Source organism: Pseudomonas sp. SYWMCR5, from assembly GCF_057197165.1.
In genome coordinates, this window is the sequence record NZ_JBXUNH010000008.1 from 208873 (window position 1) to 228445 (window position 19573).

Sequence of the window (19573 nt, forward strand, 5' to 3'; positions counted from 1 at the left end):
CCGGCCATCAGTTGGCCGAGCGCCGGACGAAGCCCGCTACCTGCAAAAGGAGCGGGGCTTTCAGTTTGGATACAAGCGTCGAACCTACGAAGGGGCGTTGGTTCCTGGCGTTTTAGGTAGCAGAGCGTTCTGATTCGGTAATAAGGAAAACAACATGTTGAATACAAGGATCAGCCTGGTAGCGCTGGCACTCATCGCCGCCACTCAGGCCCAGGCCAACGACCAGGCCGAAAGCAAGGGCTTCATCGAGGACAGCCACGCCAACGTCCTCCTGCGCAACGCCTTCATCAACCGTGACCAGAAGCACAACACCAACGACCGGTCTCAGTGGGGCCAGGGCGTGATCGCCAACTTCTCCTCCGGCTTCACTCAAGGCACCGTGGGTGTCGGTGTCGACGCCTTCGGCCTGTACGCCGTGCGTCTGGATGGTGGCAAGGGTCGTAACGGCGGCGCCGGTATCGACTTCTTCAAGCGTGAGAACACCGTCGATGCTGAAGGCCGCAGCTCCGCAGCCAACGACCTGGCCCGTGGCGGCGCGGCGATCAAGTTCCGCATCTCCAACACCGTGCTGAAGTACGGTGACCAGATGCCGGCTCTTCCGGTTCTGCAGTACGACGATTCGCGTCTGCTGCCAGAAAGCTTCACCGGCGCCCTGCTGACCTCCAAGGAGATCAAGGGCCTGGAACTGAACGCAGGTCGCTTCACCCAGGAAGCGCGCAAGAGCGCCCAGGGCCGTGACAGCGGCGCACTGAAGTCGATCAACGTCTTCGGTGGTAGCTACAAGTTCACCGAAAACTTCACCGCGTCGCTGTACACCGCCGACAACGAAGACGTGATGCGCAAGCATTACCTGGGTCTGAACTACGTCTTCCCGATTGCGGCCGACCAGTCCCTGACCCTGGACTTCAACGGCTACAAGTCGAGCCTGAACAAGCAGTTCGTCCAGCGCGCCGAACTGAACGGCGACAGCAACACCATCTGGAGCCTGGCGGCCACCTACGCCTTCGGCCCACACTCGATCACCCTGGCGCACCAGCGCAACACCGGCAGCACCGGCTACAACTATGGCGGTTACAAGAACCAGCCATGGGGCGTGGGTGACGGCGGTTCGACCATCTACCTGGCCAACTCGTACTGGTCTGACTTCAACGCCGAAGACGAGCGTTCCTGGCAACTGGGCTACGGTCTGGACTTCGGTGCCTTCGGCATCCCGGGCCTGACCTACAAGATCGCTTACGTGGTGGGTGACAACATCAACACCCGCAAACTGAGCAATCCTCAGGGCTTCGGCGAAGGCAAGGAGCGCGAAATCTTCAACCAGCTGCGCTACGTGGTTCAGGAAGGTCCAGCCAAGGACCTGTCGGTCAAGCTGCGCGGCTCGTGGGTTCGCACCAACAACGCCGTCCAGCAGAACGGCTACAACGACGACGGCAACGAAGTTCGCGTATTCGTCGAGTACCCGATCAGCATCTTCTGATACTGATCTGGCGTAACGAAACAGCCCCGGCATTTGCCGGGGCTGTTTTGTTTCAAGGCTATTGCGCCAGCAGTTGCGGATAGTCGCCGAACCAATATCTCATCGCGTCGGCGTCCACGCCGTTTGCCCCGGTCCAGAAATCCACCGGATAGCTCCAGTCCGACGAGCGCGAGCTGCTCGGCGCCAGACCCTGATTGGTGAAACGCTGCAAAACGCGCGGTTCCAGTTCCTATTCTGCTGTCACGTGATTGGTGATTTTCAGTGACCTCAAGTACAACACTCCAGGCGGCCTGTGAGCCATCAGGACCTTCAATCGGGGAGGTGATGACGTAGCAGGGTTGGTTGAGGGGCAACTGGGTTTTACCGCCGTCACTTACATTTCGCCAGTATATGATTACATGAACAGGCCTGTTCAATGATGTTGCTCGGCTGAAAAGTAATGCTCGATCGGCAATCCTGCACTTTCAAATTCAAACAGGACTTTCCACGTGAATGCGGTGGCCCAGCGATCAATCATCTCTCGTGCTTCATAACGATTTTCAGTGGTGCAGGTCAGTGAGAAAATAGACGTTTACTTCTTGCCTTTGTACACATTTATCGAAGCCTGATACTCGATCATGCGTTCTTCATCCGGTGCTCTGCACCAGATGTCCAAAGTGGCGGAAATAGGGACGCCGCTATCGAGTGTTCGCTCACTGCTCGCCATGAATATGTTATCGGCGAAAAAATTCTGTGTGACCAGAAAGCGCACATGCTCATCGTCGATTGTTTCCAGAATGTCAGGGCCGATATCGACGAAGTCATTTTTCGAGATCGACCAACCGGTAGGGATACGCAGAGCCATCAGTGCGTGTTGCTGCACAATCGTTTGGATGATGTTCATATTTTTATTTCAGATAGCTCATGTGGTCTGCCTGCGAGATCGGATGCCCATGGAATTCGGGCAATCAACGCGGTACGGCAGAACCGCTACAACGACGACGGCAACGAAGCTCCCATGTTCGTCGAGTACCCGACCGACATCTTCTGATACTGAGCTTGCTGATGCCCGAATTGCGCAGATAGATCTTGGCCGACTTGAGGACGTTCAGGTGGGCGTCCCCCTGGCGTCAAACTCGAGGCGCGCTACGGCCCGTCGTCCCTCGTAGACTTCCAGCGTACTGCCAGGGCATAACAGGTCCCTGGGGGCATTGGGGGCAAGGAAGCGCGCGGTTCCGGTTCCTATTCTGCTGTCACGTGATTGGTGATTCTTCGTGACCTCAAGTACAACACTCCAGGCCGCCCGTGAGCCGTCAGGGCCTTCAATCGGAGCGGTGATGACGTAGTAGGGGTGGTTGAGGGGAAGCTGGGCCTTACCGCCGTCACTTACATTTCGCCAGTATATGGTTACGTGAACAGGTCTGTTCATTGGTTGATCACTTTCCACAAGAGATACCCCGCGTCCAACGTGGCTTGATGCGAGCACGATTCAAATCTGCAATTTCTATGTATCTGGCTTTGCCAATATTGTCCAAATTGCTGGAGGAGAACGCTGCATTGGCAAGTTTGTCAGGAACCTTGACCTGAACGATTTTGAAGTCTCCGCCGTGGCCCATCGTCTTACCCCATGTCACAGCATCTTTGTATGACTCAGCAAACCATTTTCCTTCCATGGTGCCATTCGCTGTCCACGTGCCGGTTCGCATAAGTCCGTTATATTCTTCCATGCTCATGGAGCGGTAGAGGACAGTCTCCCACCCTAGCGGGTCAATCCACATAAACGGATTGGGAGCATAGCGGTAAAGGTTCCACCCCCCCGCCAACCCTATCGGATCCGGCTGGGTAAAGCGTCCGATGTCGGGATCATAGAATCTGAAGGTGTTGTAATGCAGTCCTGTCTCACGGTCCAGGTACTGGCCTTGGAACCTCAGGTTCTGCTCCATGCCCTGGTCTGGGTTGCAGCGCTCGGCGGCAGTGTTGCCCCACACCCGATAGGTAGCTTCCCATTGGGTCTGTCCGTCTTCGTCGGTCTGACGATATGGCAGCCCGTTGAGGTGGTTGTGAAAATGCAGTACGCGTTGATGGGCGCCGTTCCCATCGACACGTGCAAGGGGTTCGTGGCCAGAGTCTGCATACAGGTACAGACTGTTTCGACCGTTGCGGCGCTCATGCAGCAGACGCAGGCCATCCCACAGGAAGTCGGTTCTTCCCAGCAGAAGGCCGCGTACATCGTATTGTTCCTTGGCAACGCGTCTGCCTAGTGGGTCGTAGTGCATCCTTACGCAGGTTTCTCGACCGGCATGCAGGGTGTGGACTTCCACCAGTCTGTGCTCAGCGTCGTAGCGAAAGCGTTGGACGCCTCGTGCGCTGCTGACCTTTTCAATCAGGCGCCCGAAGCCGTCGTAGCGATAGCGCTTGTCCTGATACTTCAGCAGTTGGTTGTACTGAACCGAAGAGTTGTTGATTCCGTCGAGCAGGTTTGCGGCGGGGTCGTAATTGAACTGTTCTTGACGACCACCAGATGAGGCATAGCTTGAGCGCACCCTGGCTGTAACGTCGTAGGCAATGGTCTCAAGCGTGTTGCCTGTGGCGTGAAACTCCTCCACCTGGATCAGATTGTCGGCGCCGTCATAGCTGTAGTGCCGACGTGCGTTAGCCAAAGTGGCGGATGTCGGATCGCTTGCGTGATTGCCACGGCTGCGAAGCCGACCCAGTTGGTCGTAATCGCTACGGTACAGCAGGCGTCCCTGGGTACGATTGATTTCTCGATGCAGCCGATCGCGCTCGAAGTCGGCGATGACGTGCCCATCGAGGTTCAGTTGATGCAGATGACCCGAGCCATACATCAAGCGGTTGATCGAACGGCCATCGGGAAGGATGAGCCTGGTCTGATTACCCAGCTCGTCGTAGGAATAGCCAAGTGTGCCCTGTGGTGTGTGCTCCTCGAGTACATGCCCCAGCTTGTCATAGGCATAGCTCAGCGTCTGGGAGTTACCGTCCAGGGCAATGGTCTGCACCGCGAGCAACTGGTCCAAGGCATCAAACCGGTACTCCGTGCGGCCATCGGAGGTGATCTTGGCCACGAGCCGACCGATGGCATCGCGTTCGAGCTGGTGGGCGACAGGAGTATCGGGGCTCTCTGGCGCTGGGTGGAACACCAGCCGTATCAGATTGCCCAGAGCGTCATAGCTATAGGTCTTGTGACTACCCCCCAGATCGCGTTGCATTGCCAGGCGGTCACACGCGTCCCAGGAGAATCGATAAGCTTCGCCGTTTTCGTTGACGAGCTCTACCAGTCGGCCGTAGTGATCGTACTCGAAACGCACGCTACGGCCGGCCGCGTCAACTTGGCGGCTGAGCTGTCCGCGTGCTGTGTATGAGTAGCGCGTGGTATGGCCAGTCGCGTTCACATGGGCAATCAGGGCGCCATCGGCTGCACGCTGGTACTGCTCGTGCGTACCGTCTGGCCGAGTGATGGACTGCAACCTGCCTTGTGCGTCATGGCTGTATCGAGTCGTGCAGCCCTCTGCATCCGTCACCTGTGCTAGATGGCCGCGGTGGTCGTAGCTGTAATGAGTAACGGAACCCGTGCAATCGACTGTCTCGATGACTTGATCCAGGTCGTTCCACCGCTGTGATCTTGTTTTTCCCGCAGCGTCGACCATCTCGACCATCCTGCCGTGATGGTCATGGCGAAACCGCGTCAGATGTCCTTCAGGGTCTTCTTCCCGGGTGCAGTTGCCACGCGGGTCATAGCGGTATTTCCAGCGATTCCCAGCGCGGTCGACTTGCTCTCTGGGTAGCGCCCAATGTTCCAGCCAATACGTGGATTCGCTGCGCCCGAGCGGATCCACCGTTTCGGTCAGGTTGCCGGATTCATCATAGAAGTATTGCCAGCGTCCGCCTTGAGGGTCTACCGCGCCCAACAGCTGACGTTCATCGTTCCATTCGAAATGCCAGGTGTTCGCCAGGGCGTCGGTGTGTTCCACGACTTGATATTGGTTGTTCCAGCGATGCGTATGAGTGCGTTGCAGGCTGTCCGTAACATGGGTCAGCCCGGCGATCAGGTCGTAGGAAAACTGGTATTGATCACCCTCGGAAGTCCAGTGCCGACAGACGCGCCATTCATCGCCGAGGGCTTGCCACTCATAGTGACAACGTAATCCCGACGCGTTCCGGTGTTCAATCAGCCGTCGGTGTTCACCATAGACGAAAAGCCGCTGCACTTGGCCGCTGCCATCCCTGACTTCAGCCAGCTCCCCGAACGCGTCGTAGTCATAGACAACCAGCGGTTCGTTGCTCCCGTCACTGTACACGCGAACAATCTCGGAGACGCGAGAGGGCCATCGGGAGCTATAGCGCAATTCCATTCTGGTAGCGCCGTACGTGTCATCGAGCCCGATCAGGCGACCATGCTCGTCGTACCGAAGGTGCACCCGATTGTCATTGCGGTCACCCAACAGGCGCAGGCGCAGGCGTTGGGGATCTATTGGGGAGGGTTCGAATAATCGATAGAGGCCGTCCATATCCTCGATCAACAACTCGCCATCAGCCGCGCGTCTTACGCTCAAACCTTCGCCGGCACTGAATACTGCGTCGCCGGGGGGGATCGTGCCCATATCGATGATCCGCGCCTGCTCATCCGTGTACAGCAGGCGTTCTCCGTCATCCGAATCGGCGATCAGGTTCACGCAGACTTCGTAGGGAACGCTCCAACCTCTGCCGAGCAAACCGTCCTGGCGTTCGTCCAGGCTGCTATAGAAGCGCTGCCAGACCAGTGGCATCAGCGCCGGTAGTGTGAAGTCCAGCTCCTGCTCGCCGCTCAACACTTTCGCGCCAGTGGCTGCATGCACCGGGTTGGGTGCACCGGTTATGGCACGTGTGAGTGCCCCCGTCACCTGGCTACTGACGACACTCGCGGCGCCACCGAGCAGCATGCAGCCAAACTTGCTGTAGAACTTGCCCCCACGGCCACGCAACATCATCAGCGCGGTGATGGCCAAGCCTATGCCTGGCGTCTTACCGCTGCGGATCTCTCGTACGACGATTTTCTCGCCACCAATGCGCACGTTGTCCGATATCAGGCCGGAGTCGACGATCACCGCGTCGCAGGTGCTGCGATCGCCACTGCGCGCCGCTGGTTGGCCATTGATGCTGACCTTGCCAGAGCCCTCGGCGATATATTGGGGAGGCATCGCCGGATGCTTGGTGCACAGCACCTTGTCATCGTCCGCAGGTTCGGTGTTCGGGGCTGGCGAGGCTACGGTAGGCCGCCACATTTGCGAGAAGAACGCCTTCGTCATGTCGAGGAAGGTTTGCTCTTGCTCTTCTTCTCCTTCATCAGCCTGGCCAGCGGCAGGAGGAGGCAACACCACACCTGCAGCCCGGGCTGCAGGTTTTGAGTTTATGTAGGTATTTTGCGAACCACTGGCAATGTGGGCCTGCACTGTCGGTGGAAAAAGCGCGTTACCTATACCTTCGCAGAACCGACTCAGTGCGGTGTCCGCTCCGGTGCTGGCCATTGCCACGCCGACCACCACCCCCACGACCGCGCCCAGCACAACGCAGCCCAGACCACCGGTAGCAGCAGTGATGCCAAGCGCAGCCCCGACCGCAGCCGTGGCCAAGGCCCCGATGGCGATGGTGGCGGCGACTTCGAGTACACCGCCGACGATGTCGGCCATCATCGAGGTGTGCATCAGTGCGTCGCCTTCGCGCGCAGCCCAGAGTGCGTCGGACATGGTTGTCGTTCAGCCGAGGTTGTCGAAGTCGAGCGACTGTTTGAGAGCCGCCCAGTGCGCCGCTTCCTCCTCACCCAATGGCTGCGGCTTCACGTAGCTCAGGGCGAACATCTTGCGCGAGCCCGGCAGCAACAGCGCCAGTTGATATTGGTAAACCTTCTCTTTGCCCTTGGTGAACTGGCTCTGCAACTCGATGCCTTCCAGTTTTCCATCTGCTCCCAGCTTCACCGGCTGGGGTGTGTGCAAGCGCAGATCCAGCACCTGCTGGCGCAATCGCTGGATCTGGTCGTCGAAGTTGCTTTGCAACGTTTCCCCTTCGTTCAACAGGCTGCGGCTGACTACCAGTGAGGTGCCCAGTGTCTCGAAACGCAGGATGTTGATGCTGGTATCTCGCACCTGATCGGTTGGGAGGTCGAAGCGAAATTCGTTGAGGCGATAGTTCATGATTCGGGTGTCCGTCATTGGCGCGGGAATTTGTCGCTGACCCGACCGTCGATGCTGCCTTTGTCACCATGGCTGCCCGGTGTGGTGCCTGCTGCTCCACCGATGTTCAGGTCGAGCGTGCCGTTGGGGGTATTGATCTGTGCATGTTCGCTGGCGTTGATGTTTAGGCGTACGCCTGTGAGATTGATGTGACCGTTGGCGTTGAGCTCCAGCACACTGTCGCCGCACACCAGACGCAACTTTTCCCCGGCCTCCATCAGGTAGGTGGTGCTGATGCTGTCGGTCTTGCTGGCGCCAACCAGCAAGGTATCGTGATGGCGTACTGCGCGTACTCGATCCTGGCCTATGGTCACCATCTCCACCATTCCGACGCTCTTGGTCCGGCTTATGCCCACCGACAACGTTTCGTTCTGCTCCACCACCGTGTCCATGTTGCGCTCGGCATGCACATACAACTGCTCCTGCCCGCGCTTGTCCTCCATGCGGATCTCGTTGAAGTTGGCCGGGCTGCCGCCTTTGCTCGAACGGCTCTTCATGCCGCTCTGGGTGGCGTTGCCGGGCAGGTCGTAGGGCACCGCCTGCTCGGCGTTGTACACCCGGCCAGTGATGATCGGCCGGTCGGGGTCGCCTTCGAGAAAGCTGACGATCACTTCCTGGCCGATCCGCGGGATCTGCATCGAGCCCCAGTTCTTGCCGGCCCAGGCCTGGGATACGCGGATCCAGCACGAGCTGTTCTCGTTGGACTGGTCGTGGCGGTCCCAGTGGAAGTGCACCTTCACCCGACCGTACTGGTCGGTCCAGATCTCCTCGCCGGCCGGGCCAACCACCACGGCAGTCTGCGGGCCCTTGACCAGCGGGCGCAGGGTGCTCGATACCGGCCGGTAGCTCTGCTGGGCGTCGATGCAGCTCAGGTTGCTCTCGAACTGCGCCGAGCCGCTGCCGCCGCCGGTTTCGAGGCGCTCTTGCACCACGTAGTAGCGGGCCGCGACGATCAGGTACTCGCGGTTCTGATCCTGGCGGGAGAAGCCGCTGAGGCTGAACAGATGACCACTGCCAAGACCACGGGCGTTGCCGCGCAGCTCCACGCGTTCATGCAGGCTCTGCAGCGACTCGAGACGGGTGCGCGCATAGTGCTCGCCATCCTGGGTCTGCTCATAGGCGCCGGGGTAGTCGTACAGCGGGTAGTCGCCGGCCTGGTGCGGGCGTGGCATGGCCGAGCGCACGTCGATCCGTGCGCTGGGGCGCTGGAAATCGTAGTCGTTGAGTTCCAGCGAGCCGGGCTGAACCTCCTGCGCCAGGTGCCAGTCGTTGATGTGGTCGCGCTCGCGGTGCTGGCCGTCGGGCGGATAGAACGGCACCGACTCGTAGCCCTGCGCCTTCTGGTGCGCGCCATAGGCGTCGGCCATCACCAGGACGTGGCGTTCTTGTTCATGACGGAAGAAGTAGTAGATGCCTTCTTCTTCCATCAGCCGGCTGACGAAGTCGAAGCTGGTCTCGCGGTATTGCACGCAGTACTCGCGCTCGCGATAGCTGCGGCTCAGGGCGTCCTCGAAGTCCGAGAACCCCAGGTCGCGGAACACCTGCTTGATGATCTGCGGTGCGCTCAGGTGCTGGAAGATCCGGCAGTCGCTGGTGCGTGTCAGCAGCCACAGCCAGGGCCGCAGGGTGACGCGGTAGCTGGCGAACTGCCCGCGATCGACCGATTGGCTGCAGCGCGCGACGATGCCATGAAAGTGGCGCGAGCCCCCGCCGCTCATCTGCAGCGACAGACTCATGGGTTTGCCCAGCAGCTGGTTGAGGTCGATGGCCGCGTCGTCGCTGGTCAACTGCAGCTCGTAGTCGAACAGGCGGCCGAGCTCTTCGCTGCCGCCCATCTCGCTGAGGATCAGCACGTTCGGCCCCAGGGGGCTGTTGATCTGCGCTAGGCGCGTCAGTTGCGTGAACAGCATGGGTGATCCTGTTTGCGCGGCGCTCAACCGGCCGCGCTGAAGTCATAGTGCAGTTCGTTGTCACGCGCGCCGATACTGACGCTGGCCAGCGGCTTGCCTTCGAGCAGACGGGTGAGGAACTCGCGGCTCATGTCCGGCAGCAGGCCGTTGGTCAGGATCGCGTCGATCATTCGCCCGCCGCTCTCGGTCTCGGTGCAGCGCGAGACGATCAGCTCGACCACCGCGTCGTCGTAGGCGAAGCCGACCTTGTGCGTGGCCTCGACACGTTTGCGGATGCGCTCCAGTTGCAGACGGGTGATGGCCTTGAGCATGGCGTCGCTGAGCGGGTAGTAGGGGATGGTCACCAGGCGCCCGAGCAGCGCGGGCGGGAAGATCTCCAGCAGCGGCTTGCGCAGCATGGTGGCGACCGCATCCGGTTCGGGCAGGGTCTGCGGGTCCTTGCAGATATCGGCAATCAGCTCGGTGCCGGCGTTGGTGGTGAGCAGGATCAGGGTGTTGCGAAAATCGATCTGGCGCCCTTCGCCATCTTCCATCACGCCCTTGTCGAACACCTGGAAGAAGATCTCGTGCACGTCGGGGTGGGCCTTTTCCACCTCGTCGAGCAGCACCACGCTGTAGGGGCGGCGGCGCACGGCCTCGGTCAGTACGCCGCCTTCGCCGTAGCCGACATAGCCGGGCGGCGCGCCCTTGAGGGTGGAGACGGTGTGCGCTTCCTGGAACTCGCTCATGTTGATGGTGATCAGGTTCTGCTCGCCGCCATACATGGCCTCGGCCAGCGCCAGGGCGGTCTCGGTCTTGCCCACGCCCGAGGTGCCGGCAAGCATGAACACGCCAATGGGTTTGTTGGGGTTGTCGAGGCCGGCGCGGGAGGTCTGGATACGCTTGGCGATCATCTTCAGGGCGTGGTCCTGGCCGATGATGCGCTTGCCCAGGTGGCTGTCGAGGTTGAGCACCGTCTCGATCTCGTTGCGTGCCATGCGCCCTACCGGGATACCGGTCCAGTCGGCAACCACCGAAGCCACGGCCTGGTAGTCGACGGTCGGCAGGATCAGCGGGCTTTCGCCCTGCAGGGTGCCCAGGCACTGCTGCAAGTCGATGAGTTGTTCGCGCAGCGCATGGCTGCCTTGGGCATCGACCTCCTGATCGACCACCCCGACCTGCTCACGCAACTGGGCGCGGGTGGCCAGCAACTGATCGACCAGGGCTTTCTCTTCGGCCCAGCGGTTTTCCAGCTCCAGCAGGCGCTGACGCTCTTCGGTCAGCAGGGTGTCGGCCTGGGCTTGGCGTTGCTCGGTGGCGACACCAATGGCCGCTTCGCGGGCGATGATCTGCAGTTCGACTTCCAGCGCCTCGATACGCCGACGGCTGTCATCGACCTCTGCGGGCACTGCATGCAGGCTGATGGCCACGCGTGCGCAGGCGGTATCGAGCAGGCTCACCGACTTGTCGGGCAATTGCCGGGCGGGGATGTAGCGGTGCGACAGCTTGACTGCCGCCTCCAGGGCTTCGTCGAGGATCTGCACCTGATGGTGCTTCTCCATGGTCGAGGCCACGCCGCGCATCATCAGCAGCGCCTTTGGTTCGCTCGGCTCATCGACCTGCACCACCTGGAAGCGGCGGGTCAGTGCCGGATCCTTCTCGATGTGTTTCTTGTACTCGGCCCAGGTGGTCGCTGCCACGGTGCGCAGGCTGCCACGGGCCAGTGCTGGCTTGAGCAGGTTGGCGGCATCGCCGGTCCCGGCCGCCCCACCGGCACCGACCAGGGTGTGGGCTTCGTCGATGAACAGGATGATGGGTTTGGGCGAGGCCTGGACGTCCTCGATGACCTGGCGCAGACGCTGCTCGAACTCACCCTTCATGCTGGCGCCAGCCTGCAGCAGGCCGACATCCAGGCTGCGCAGCTCGACATCCTTGAGCGCGGGCGGTACATCGCCGGCAACGATGCGCAAGGCGAAGCCCTCGACGACGGCAGTTTTGCCCACGCCCGCTTCGCCGGTGAGGATCGGGTTGTTCTGGCGGCGACGCATGAGGATATCGACCAGTTGGCGGATCTCTTCGTCGCGGCCGACGATCGGGTCGAGCTTGCCGCTGCGTGCCTGCTCGGTCAGGTCCACGGTGAAGCGCTTGAGTGCCTCCTGCTTGCCCATCGCCGCGGGGGCCACGGCGCCGCTGGCTTCGCCCGGCGCTGCCGCGGTGAAGCCGTCGCTGGCGGCCAGATTGTTCTCGGGGGAGTCGCCGACGTACTCGTCGAAACGCTCGCTCAGGGCCTCGACCTTGAGCTTGGCGAACTCGCTCGACAGACCCAGCAGGGCATTGCGCAGGCTCGGGGTCTTGAGGATGCCGACCAGCAGGTAGCCGGTGCGCACCTGGTTTTCGCCGAACATCAGGCTGCCGTAGACCCAACCGCGTTCCACTGCCTCTTCGACCTGCGAGGACAGGTCGGTGATCGAAGTCGAGCCCCGTGGCAGGCGATCGAGGGCGTCGGTCAGATCGCGGGCCAGGCGTGCCGGCTCGACATTGAACTGGCGCACGATGCGATGCAGGTCGCTGTCCTGCAACTGCAGCAGTTGGTGCAGCCAGTGCACCAGCTCCACGTAGGGATTGCCGCGCAGCTTGCAGAACACCGTGGCGGCCTCGATGGCCTTGTAGGCGACGCTGTTGAGTTTGCCGAACAGCGCGGCGCGGCTGATTTCACCCATGTTCCTGACTCCTTGTGCATGGCGGTTGGACCGGCTGCGCGGCGTAGTAGCGAGCGAGCTTGAGGTCGTTGGCATCGTGTTGTGGACGGCCGAGCCAGGTGTCGAAACCCAGGCGCCTGCCGGCATCGAGTCCCAGCGCGGGCACGTGCTCGCGCGCGAGAATGAGGTTCAGGTCCCAGTCCAGCTCGTGGCCCAGGTACTCGGCGACCCAGGCCGCCAGTTCCATGAAGGCCTGCCCGCCGGGCAGCAGGGCGTGGTACTGCTCCAGCGTCAGCGGGCCGAGGCACAGGCGGAACTTGTGCTGGCGATCCCAGACGTAGCGGCCCAGGCACAGGTCCACACCCAGGCGATTGGCGTCCACGCCGAGGCGACTGCGCTCGGGCAACTCAAGCCACTGTCCGACGTACTCCTCGACATGCACCGGCACGCCGAAGTAGCCCGACAGGATGCTGCACAGGCCATCGGGGTAGCGGGTCTGCGCGGCGAGGTGGCCGGAGTAGTGCAACTTGGCGGTATGCGGCAGCGGGCCTTGAGCCTGCAGCTCGGGTTGGCCGCGACCGCTCAGGGCAGCCAGGCGTGCGGCCCAGTAGTCATCGCCGGGGCGGTCGTGGCTGACAGTCGGTCGTGCTTCGGCCCAGGCTCGGTAGAACAGGCTCAGCAGGCGGTGATGGAAGATGTCGAGAAAGCGTTTGCTGGTGTGGTCGGCGTGGTTGCGCTGGCGCTCACGCAGGTACTCGGTCAGGTGCAGCGGCAAGGGGCCGTTGGGGCCACCGAGGCCGAAGAAGAACTGCTCCAGGCGTGCCGGGCCTTCGTCGTTTTGCGTCACCGACGCCAGCGTGGCCGGGGCGAAGCTGCAGTCCAGGCGCTGGCCCAGGCGCACCGGTTCGTCGGCCAAACGCTGGGCGTGGCCGAAGCGCGGCAGCTCGGGGTGCTCGGCCTCCAGGCGACGCAGCGCCTGGAAGAAGTCGAACGCCCAGGGTTCGGCCTGCATGGCCTCGAGTGTGTTCACAGGGTCGGCCTGCGTCCGGGCTTGGCTTTCCATCGCATGATCTCGCCGCGTTCGCGGGTGCGCAGAACGGTTTCGGTAAAGCTGTTGATGGACACGTAGCGGGTCAGGAAGCGTTCGAACACCGCGCCGAGCAGGAACACACCGGTGCCGCGGAACGCGTTTTCGTCGAACTCCAGGGTGATTTCCAGGCCGCGGCCGAAGACGATCGGGCCGGGCATGGGCAGGCGCCGGGTGCAGGGCTTGCTGCTGACTTCGCGCAGGCCGTCGATCTGCAGGTGCAGCGCGCTGTCCTGGCTATCGCCGTACAGACGCAGCAGTTCGCGCAGGGCGGCTGCGCCCTGGCCTTGCTCGGTCAGCGACAGGTAGTTCAGCGACAGTTGGCTGATCAGGCGCCACGCGCGGTTGTCATGGGCATGGCTGGCCTTGGGGCGGCTGGGGCCGGCCAGGCAACGTACGGCAGACACGGGCGCGCTGTCGGCGAGGCTGAAGTCGCTGCGCCCGTCGCCCACGCTCATGAACAGCGGCAGGTCGCGGTTGCTGCACAGCGCGCTGATACCCAGCTGGCGCAGGTCGTGGCGGTGCGGCGCCTGTTGGCCATCGACCAGGCTGATGAAGGTTTCGCTGCCCATGTAGCTCGAGCGCGTGCCGTTGCGCCGTTGTTCGCTCGACAGCACCCGTTGCTCGCGGCGCACGATGTAGTAGGCCTGGTCGCGGCCATAGCGCGAGGGGTCGCGCACGGCGTAGAAGGGCAGGAACTCCTGGTCGGCACCGGTGCCGTGGCCGGTGACGTGCTGCAGCGAGTGGATCTCGAAATCGGTGGGGCGGGTACGGTCGGCGATTACATGGTGTTCGTTGACCTTGTCGGTCAAGTGAATGCGGTCGACACGGCGCGGGAATAGGTTGATCGCCGGGGTGCAGAAGGGCACCAGGCGCTCGGCGCCGACGCTGCTTTCCAGTGTCGAGTCGAAGCGCTCGAACAGTACCAGCAGCTCCAGCTCCTGCCCGTTGCAGCGCTTGACCGCCCGTTCCAGGCCCGCGAAATCGACAAATAGAAAGCGCTGCGGCAGGGCAAAGTATTCCTGCAGCAGCCGGTAGCCCTGAAACGCCTGCGGCACCACTGGCAATGCGGCTTCACTGTCATCGAAACCACAGGGGCGCAGGGCCTGCTCCAGCGGGATGCGCTCGACCCAATCAGCGCCGGGCTGGCGGGCGAACACGGCGCAGGCGCTGCCCAGCAGTTGTTCGTAGAGACGGTAGGGCGTTTCGTCGGCGCCGTTGAGGTACAGCGGCAAGTGCGTCAGCGGCAGGCTGCACAGCGGGATCTCGGCACCGCTGCGCAGGGTCAGGCGCAGCGCGGCGCGGGCCTTGGGTTCGCTGGCGGCGAGGCGGCCGAGCACGGTGCCGGGGTTGCCGAAATATTCGGCGCGGGCCACCTGCAGCGGCCACAGGGTCACGTCCTGGGTGCTGCGAAACTCGCAGGGAGTCTGCGAGTCGCGGCCAAGGTTGGCCCGCAGCACGCTGCCACGTGGCAGCGGGAAGCCGGCACTGAGCGAGCCCTCGTCGGGGTCGGTCTGCAACTGCACCACGGTCATCGAGGGCGTCGGTGCCAGATAGTGCGGGTAGGCGATTTCCAGCAGGTTGTGGGTGAAGGTCGGGTACTCGGCGTCGAGCTTGAGCTGCACGCGTGCAGTGAGGTACGCGAAGCCTTCGAGCAGGCGCTCGACATACGGGTCGGCGCAATCGATGCCGGACAGTGTGAGGCGTCCGGCGATCTTCGGGTACTCGCGGGAGAACTCCGCTGCACTCTCGCGGATGTGCCGCAGTTCCTGGTTGTACAGCTCGAGCAGGCGCGGGTTCATGCGCGTCTCCGGCGATCGGCGGGGGCCACGTGCACTTGGCCGGACTCCAGGTCCAGGTCGGTCTGCAGCAGCAATGGCAAGGCCGCAGGCTGGGCCCAGAGATCGCCTTCGATCTCGAAGCTCAGGGCGTTGGCGTTCATTTCGCCGGGCGCGACCAGGGCCCGCACCTTGAGAGTGTGGGCGAGGATGCGTGGTTCGTAGGTGGCGATGGCCTGGTGAATGATGCGCTCCAGGGCCAGCAGGTCGATGTTCGACGCGCAGTTGCCGGCCAGGGCGGGCAGGCCGTAGTTGATCACCGAGGTGCCTGCGGGGGTATCCAGGGTGCGGGTGCTGTCGAGCAGCGATGTGGTATTGAGCAGCCAGGCCAGGTCGCGCAGCACCGAAGCCTTGAGCTGTTGTAGCGACAGCACGCGCTTGTCCGGGGCCTCCTGCGGGTTGCCGGGGTCGTCGTCGGTCAGACGATCCAGCAGCGAGGGTTGCAGGCGGTCACGGGCGGCGATGTCGGCTACCACGGATGGATTCCTTCAAGGATTCGGGATCGTGTCGACTGCTTCGCGGGCAAGTCGCAGCGGCGAACCGCCGCTCCTACAAACGAGGAGCGGAATTGCCCGCGAAGCAGTCGACGCCGCTATCAGATCTTGACGTTCTGGCGCACGTTCCAGCCGTACTTGATCGCGCCGCCATCCTTGGTGCCGTCGGCCTTCTGCGGCTGATAGTCCACGGTGACCTTGGCGAAGTTCAGGGTGACGTTCTCGGTGAGGCGGTCATCGCTGCCCGAGCCGCCGGTGCTCAGCGAGCTGATGATCACCTCTTCGAGGTTGATGATCAGGTACTCGACCTGGCTCTCGCCACCGGCCTTGCGCACGGTCAGCTTGACCTTGTCGATGTGCTTGCCGCTGGAGCAGTGGGCCATCAGGTTGGGGCTGGACTTGTCCACGTACTTGGTGATCGACAGGTCCTGGATGTTGACCTTACCGGAGCCGCCGCCCCCGCCCATGTGCATGTTGCCGGACTGGGACATGCCCCAGCTCCAGTTCAGCACGTCGATTTCGTCCTTGTGGGCCTTGTCCGCGGACTCGCCCTTGATGTCGCCGATCTTGATGAAAATATCTACAGCCATGATGTCCTCGGTATTTCGCGTCGGTTGGCGGTTCTATCGGGGCTGCTGCGCAGCCCATCGCGGGGCGCGCAGCGGCCCCGGTTCAGGCTCAGGCCCCTTTGGCCGAAGGCAGCTTCGAGACCAGGCGCAACGACACGGTCAGCCCTTCGAGCTGGTAGTGCGGGCGCAGGTAGAAGCGCGAGTTGTAGTAGCCAGGGTTGCCCTCGACTTCCTCCACCACCACTTCGGCCGCAGCCAGCGGATGTTGGGCCTTGGTGGTCTCGCTGGAGTGCGCCGGGTCACCGTCGACGTAGTTCAGGATCCAGTCCTGCAGCCAGCGCTGCATCTCGTCCTTTTCCTTGAACGAGCCGATCTTGTCGCGAACGATGCACTTCAGGTAATGGGCGAAGCGGCAGGTGGCGAACAGGTACGGCAGGCGGGCGGCCAGGTTGGCGTTGGCGGTGGCGTCCGGGTCGTCGTACTCAGCCGGTTTTTGCAGCGACTGGGCGCCGATGAACGCGGCGAAGTCGGTGTTCTTCTTGTGCAGCAATGGCATGAAGCCGTTCTTCGCCAGCTCCGCCTCGCGGCGGTCGGAAATGGCGATCTCGGTCGGGCACTTCATGTCCACGCCACCGTCATCGGTGGGGAAGGTGTGCGCCGGCAGGCCTTGCACTTCACCGCCCGACTCCACGCCGCGGATGCGCGAGCACCAGCCGTAGTGCTTGAACGAGCGGTTGATGTTGACCGCCATGGCATAGGCCGCGTTGGCCCAGGTGTACTTGCTGCTGTCGGCGCCGTCGGTGTCTTCCTCGAAGGCGAAGGCCTCGACCGGGTCGGTCTTGGCGCCATAGGGCAGGCGTGCCAGGAAGCGCGGCATGGTCAGGCCGATGTAGCGCGAGTCTTCCGATTCGCGCAGCGAACGCCAGCCGGCGTATTCCGGGGTGGTGAAGATCTTGGTCAGGTCACGCGGGTTGGACAGCTCCTGCCACGAACCCATGCCCATCACGGTTGGCGACGCCGCGGCGATGAAGGGGGCATGCATCGACGCACAGACCTTGGACATCTCGCCCAGCAGCTCGACATCCGGAGGCGACTGATCGAAGTAGTAGTCGCCCACCAGGCAGCCGTAGGGCTCGCCGCCGAACTGGCCGTACTCTTCTTCGTAGAGCTTCTTGAACACCGGGCTCTGGTCCCAGGCGGTGCCCTTGAACTTCTTCAGGGTCTTGTGCAGGTCGGTCTTGGAGATGTTGAGCACGCGAATCTTCAGTTGCTCGTCGCTCTCGGTGTTGTTGACCAGGTAGTGCAGGCCGCGCCACGCGCTTTCCAGCTTCTGGAAGTCATCGTGGTGGATGATCTGGTTGACCTGTGCGGTGAGCTTGGCGTCGATGGCGGCGATGATCTGCTCGATCGAGCCGATGGCGTCGTTGGAGACCAGGTTGGTCTGCGCCAGGGCTTGCTCGGCGAGGGTGCGCACGGCGCTTTCGACAGCTTCCTTGGCGCGCTCGGTCTTGGGTTTGAATTCCTGCAGCAGCAGGTTGGCGAACTCGCTGGCCTGCTCGGTGGCGGCCGGCTGGGCCTGGGTATCGCGCAATGGATCGGTCATGGCGGGCTCCTCAGGCGCTCGGCTCGTTGTCGGAAGGTTTCGGGGCGCTGGCCAGGGCCTGCAGCAGGGCAGGGTCCTTGATGGCCTTGAGGATGATGTCCTCGGCACCGGTCTTGCCGTCCATGTAGGTCAGCAGGTTGGCCAGTTGGGTACGCGCCTCGAGCAGCTGGTTCAGGGCATCGACCTTGCGCGCCACGGCGGCCGGGCTGAAGTCGTCCATGCTCTCGAAGGTGATGTCCAGGCTCAGGTTGCCTTCGCCGGTCAGCTCGTTGGGGACGTTGAATGCCACGCGTGGCTTCATCGCCTTGAGGCGCGAGTCGAAGTTGTCGACATCGACTTCCAGGAACTTGCGGTCGGCCACCGCGGGCAGTGGCTCGGCGGGCTTGCCGGCGAGGTCCGAGAGCACGCCCATGACGAAGGGCAACTGGACCTTCTTCTCGGCGCCATACAGTTCGACGTCGTACTCGATCTGCACTCGCGGCGCCCGGTTGCGCGCGATGAATTTCTGGGAGCTGTCTTTGGCCACGTGGTTCCTCCTGGTCGCCGCTGGGGGCGCTGTCGTTCGTTGCGGCTGTCGGTGGTATCAGTCGTCCTGGGGCCCGCGCAGGTTCTCGAACTGCGAAAGGCCATCGGGAATCAGGTCGCGCACGATGGTCGCGAAGTCGGCGTTGACCAGGTTTTTCGCCCGGCGCAGCAGCACCGGCAGCGGGCTGGAAGGCTCGTGACGGGCGTAGTACTGGAGCAGGCGCTCGAGGCTTTGCTGAACTTCGTCGCGGCTGCTGATTTCGCCAGGGCGCACGGCGGGGCGAGCGGTCGCGGCGACGGCAGCGGGTGCCGAAGGGGCATCGTCGAGGCTGTCCTGCTGCGGCTGTTCGTCTGGCGCGCCTGACGGCGAGCCCCCAGGGGCGTAATCGGCAAGTACCTGTTGCGCCAGGCGCAACGGCTGCTTGAGTGCGGACAGATCGACGCCACTGGCCGAGCCGACCTGGTCGCTGACCCGGCGCTCGATCGCTTCGCAGGCATCGCGGGCCAGGTTCAGGGCCTGGCGAGTCTGTTCGAGTTCATCGGCGTCGGCATCGCGCAGGGCTGCGGCCAGCGCCTCGACGCTCAGTGTCTCGCTGGCGAAATGCTGCAGGCCGGCGGCGTGCAGGGCGGCACGCAAGGTGATCGGGCCAAAGGCGCGCGAGCGCGCCAGCACGGCATCGCGCAGCAGGGCGATGTTGGCTTCGCACGTCAGGCCGGTCAGTGCGTTGATGCGCACGGTCGGGTCGTTGTCGTCGGAGGCGTCGAGCTGCGGATGCAGGTGCAGCCAGTATTCGCCGAGCAGGTCGCGGATCAGTTCCAGGCTGGCGGCGAGGCCAGCGAAGCCGTGCAGCGCGAGGTTGGCCTGCACCAGGAAGTGGGTGATGCGCAGGTCCTTGCTGCGCTGCAGCAAGCTGGCGCAGGACTGTTCGATCGCTCGCCACTCGGGGGGCTCGGCCGCCTGTACTGCATCGCCCATGACCCGTTCCGGACGCCCTTGGGCATCGCGTTCGAGTTGCAGGAAGTCCGCGTCATATTCGAGATCTTCACCGCAGGGGAAGTCATCGGAAACAGCGGCGAGCAGCAGCGGTGAGTTCACCAGGAATCGATCTCCATATCGGCCCGTGGCGGGGCGTTAGTTGTGCGAAGTTGCAAGTGTGAACTGGCGCACAAAACTTGTAGAAGAGCGGGC

General features: G+C 62.7%; 14 protein-coding genes. 1 reads left to right on the forward strand and 13 read right to left on the reverse strand.

From position 1 onward, the window contains the following. Positions 1–154 precede the first annotated feature (154 nt). Complete coding sequence (locus AC2CGW_RS20480) at positions 155–1477, forward strand: OprD family porin (protein ID WP_288376496.1); 1323 nt, start codon at positions 155–157, stop codon at positions 1475–1477. A gap of 58 nt (positions 1478–1535) precedes the next feature. Here AC2CGW_RS20480 and AC2CGW_RS20485 read toward each other — a convergent pair whose 3' ends face one another. The 13 genes from AC2CGW_RS20485 to tssA all read right to left on the reverse strand — a co-directional run bounded on the left by AC2CGW_RS20485 (position 1536) and on the right by tssA (position 19480). Beyond that, complete coding sequence (locus AC2CGW_RS20485; RefSeq protein WP_288376498.1) at positions 1536–1688, reverse strand: hypothetical protein; 153 nt, start codon at positions 1686–1688, stop codon at positions 1536–1538. A gap of 360 nt (positions 1689–2048) precedes the next feature. After that, on the reverse strand, positions 2049–2360 hold the full coding sequence (locus AC2CGW_RS20490) for a hypothetical protein (RefSeq protein WP_484574492.1): 312 nt from the start codon (positions 2358–2360) through the stop codon (positions 2049–2051). A 532-nt stretch (positions 2361–2892) separates the two neighbouring features. Beyond that, positions 2893–7197, reverse strand: coding sequence for an RHS repeat-associated core domain-containing protein (locus AC2CGW_RS20495; protein WP_484574493.1), 4305 nt, complete (start codon positions 7195–7197; stop codon positions 2893–2895). 9 nt (positions 7198–7206) lie between these two features. Continuing rightward, on the reverse strand, positions 7207–7641 hold the full coding sequence (locus AC2CGW_RS20500) for a DcrB-related protein (RefSeq protein ID WP_484574494.1): 435 nt from the start codon (positions 7639–7641) through the stop codon (positions 7207–7209). 14 nt (positions 7642–7655) lie between these two features. After that, positions 7656–9590 (reverse strand): type VI secretion system Vgr family protein, encoded by a 1935-nt coding sequence (locus tag AC2CGW_RS20505; protein ID WP_484574495.1) that lies wholly within the window; start codon positions 9588–9590, stop codon positions 7656–7658. A 23-nt stretch (positions 9591–9613) separates the two neighbouring features. Next, the gene (gene tssH / locus AC2CGW_RS20510) at positions 9614–12289 is read right to left on the reverse strand and encodes a type VI secretion system ATPase TssH (RefSeq protein ID WP_484574496.1); all 2676 of its coding nucleotides are present in this window, start codon (positions 12287–12289) and stop codon (positions 9614–9616) included. Next, on the reverse strand, positions 12282–13331 hold the full coding sequence (gene tssG / locus AC2CGW_RS20515) for a type VI secretion system baseplate subunit TssG (RefSeq protein WP_186665667.1): 1050 nt from the start codon (positions 13329–13331) through the stop codon (positions 12282–12284). The genes tssH and tssG overlap by 8 nt, the downstream gene beginning before the upstream one ends. Further along, entirely contained in the window at positions 13295–15157 is a 1863-nt protein-coding gene (gene tssF / locus AC2CGW_RS20520) for a type VI secretion system baseplate subunit TssF (RefSeq protein ID WP_186665669.1), read from the reverse strand. Before tssF ends, tssG begins: the two co-directional genes overlap by 37 nt. Then, positions 15154–15669, reverse strand: coding sequence for a type VI secretion system baseplate subunit TssE (tssE, locus tag AC2CGW_RS20525; protein WP_186665671.1), 516 nt, complete (start codon positions 15667–15669; stop codon positions 15154–15156). Before tssE ends, tssF begins: the two co-directional genes overlap by 4 nt. Positions 15670–15788: 119 nt before the next feature. Then, entirely contained in the window at positions 15789–16277 is a 489-nt protein-coding gene (locus tag AC2CGW_RS20530) for an Hcp family type VI secretion system effector (protein WP_186665673.1), read from the reverse strand. Between the two features lie 88 nt (positions 16278–16365). After that, positions 16366–17859, reverse strand: coding sequence for a type VI secretion system contractile sheath large subunit (tssC, locus tag AC2CGW_RS20535; protein ID WP_186711087.1), 1494 nt, complete (start codon positions 17857–17859; stop codon positions 16366–16368). A gap of 10 nt (positions 17860–17869) precedes the next feature. Then, positions 17870–18385, reverse strand: coding sequence for a type VI secretion system contractile sheath small subunit (gene tssB / locus AC2CGW_RS20540; protein ID WP_054891229.1), 516 nt, complete (start codon positions 18383–18385; stop codon positions 17870–17872). A 57-nt stretch (positions 18386–18442) separates the two neighbouring features. After that, positions 18443–19480, reverse strand: a complete 1038-nt coding sequence (gene tssA / locus AC2CGW_RS20545) for a type VI secretion system protein TssA (RefSeq protein ID WP_484574497.1) — start codon at positions 19478–19480, stop codon at positions 18443–18445. Between the last annotated feature and the right edge of the window lie 93 nt (positions 19481–19573).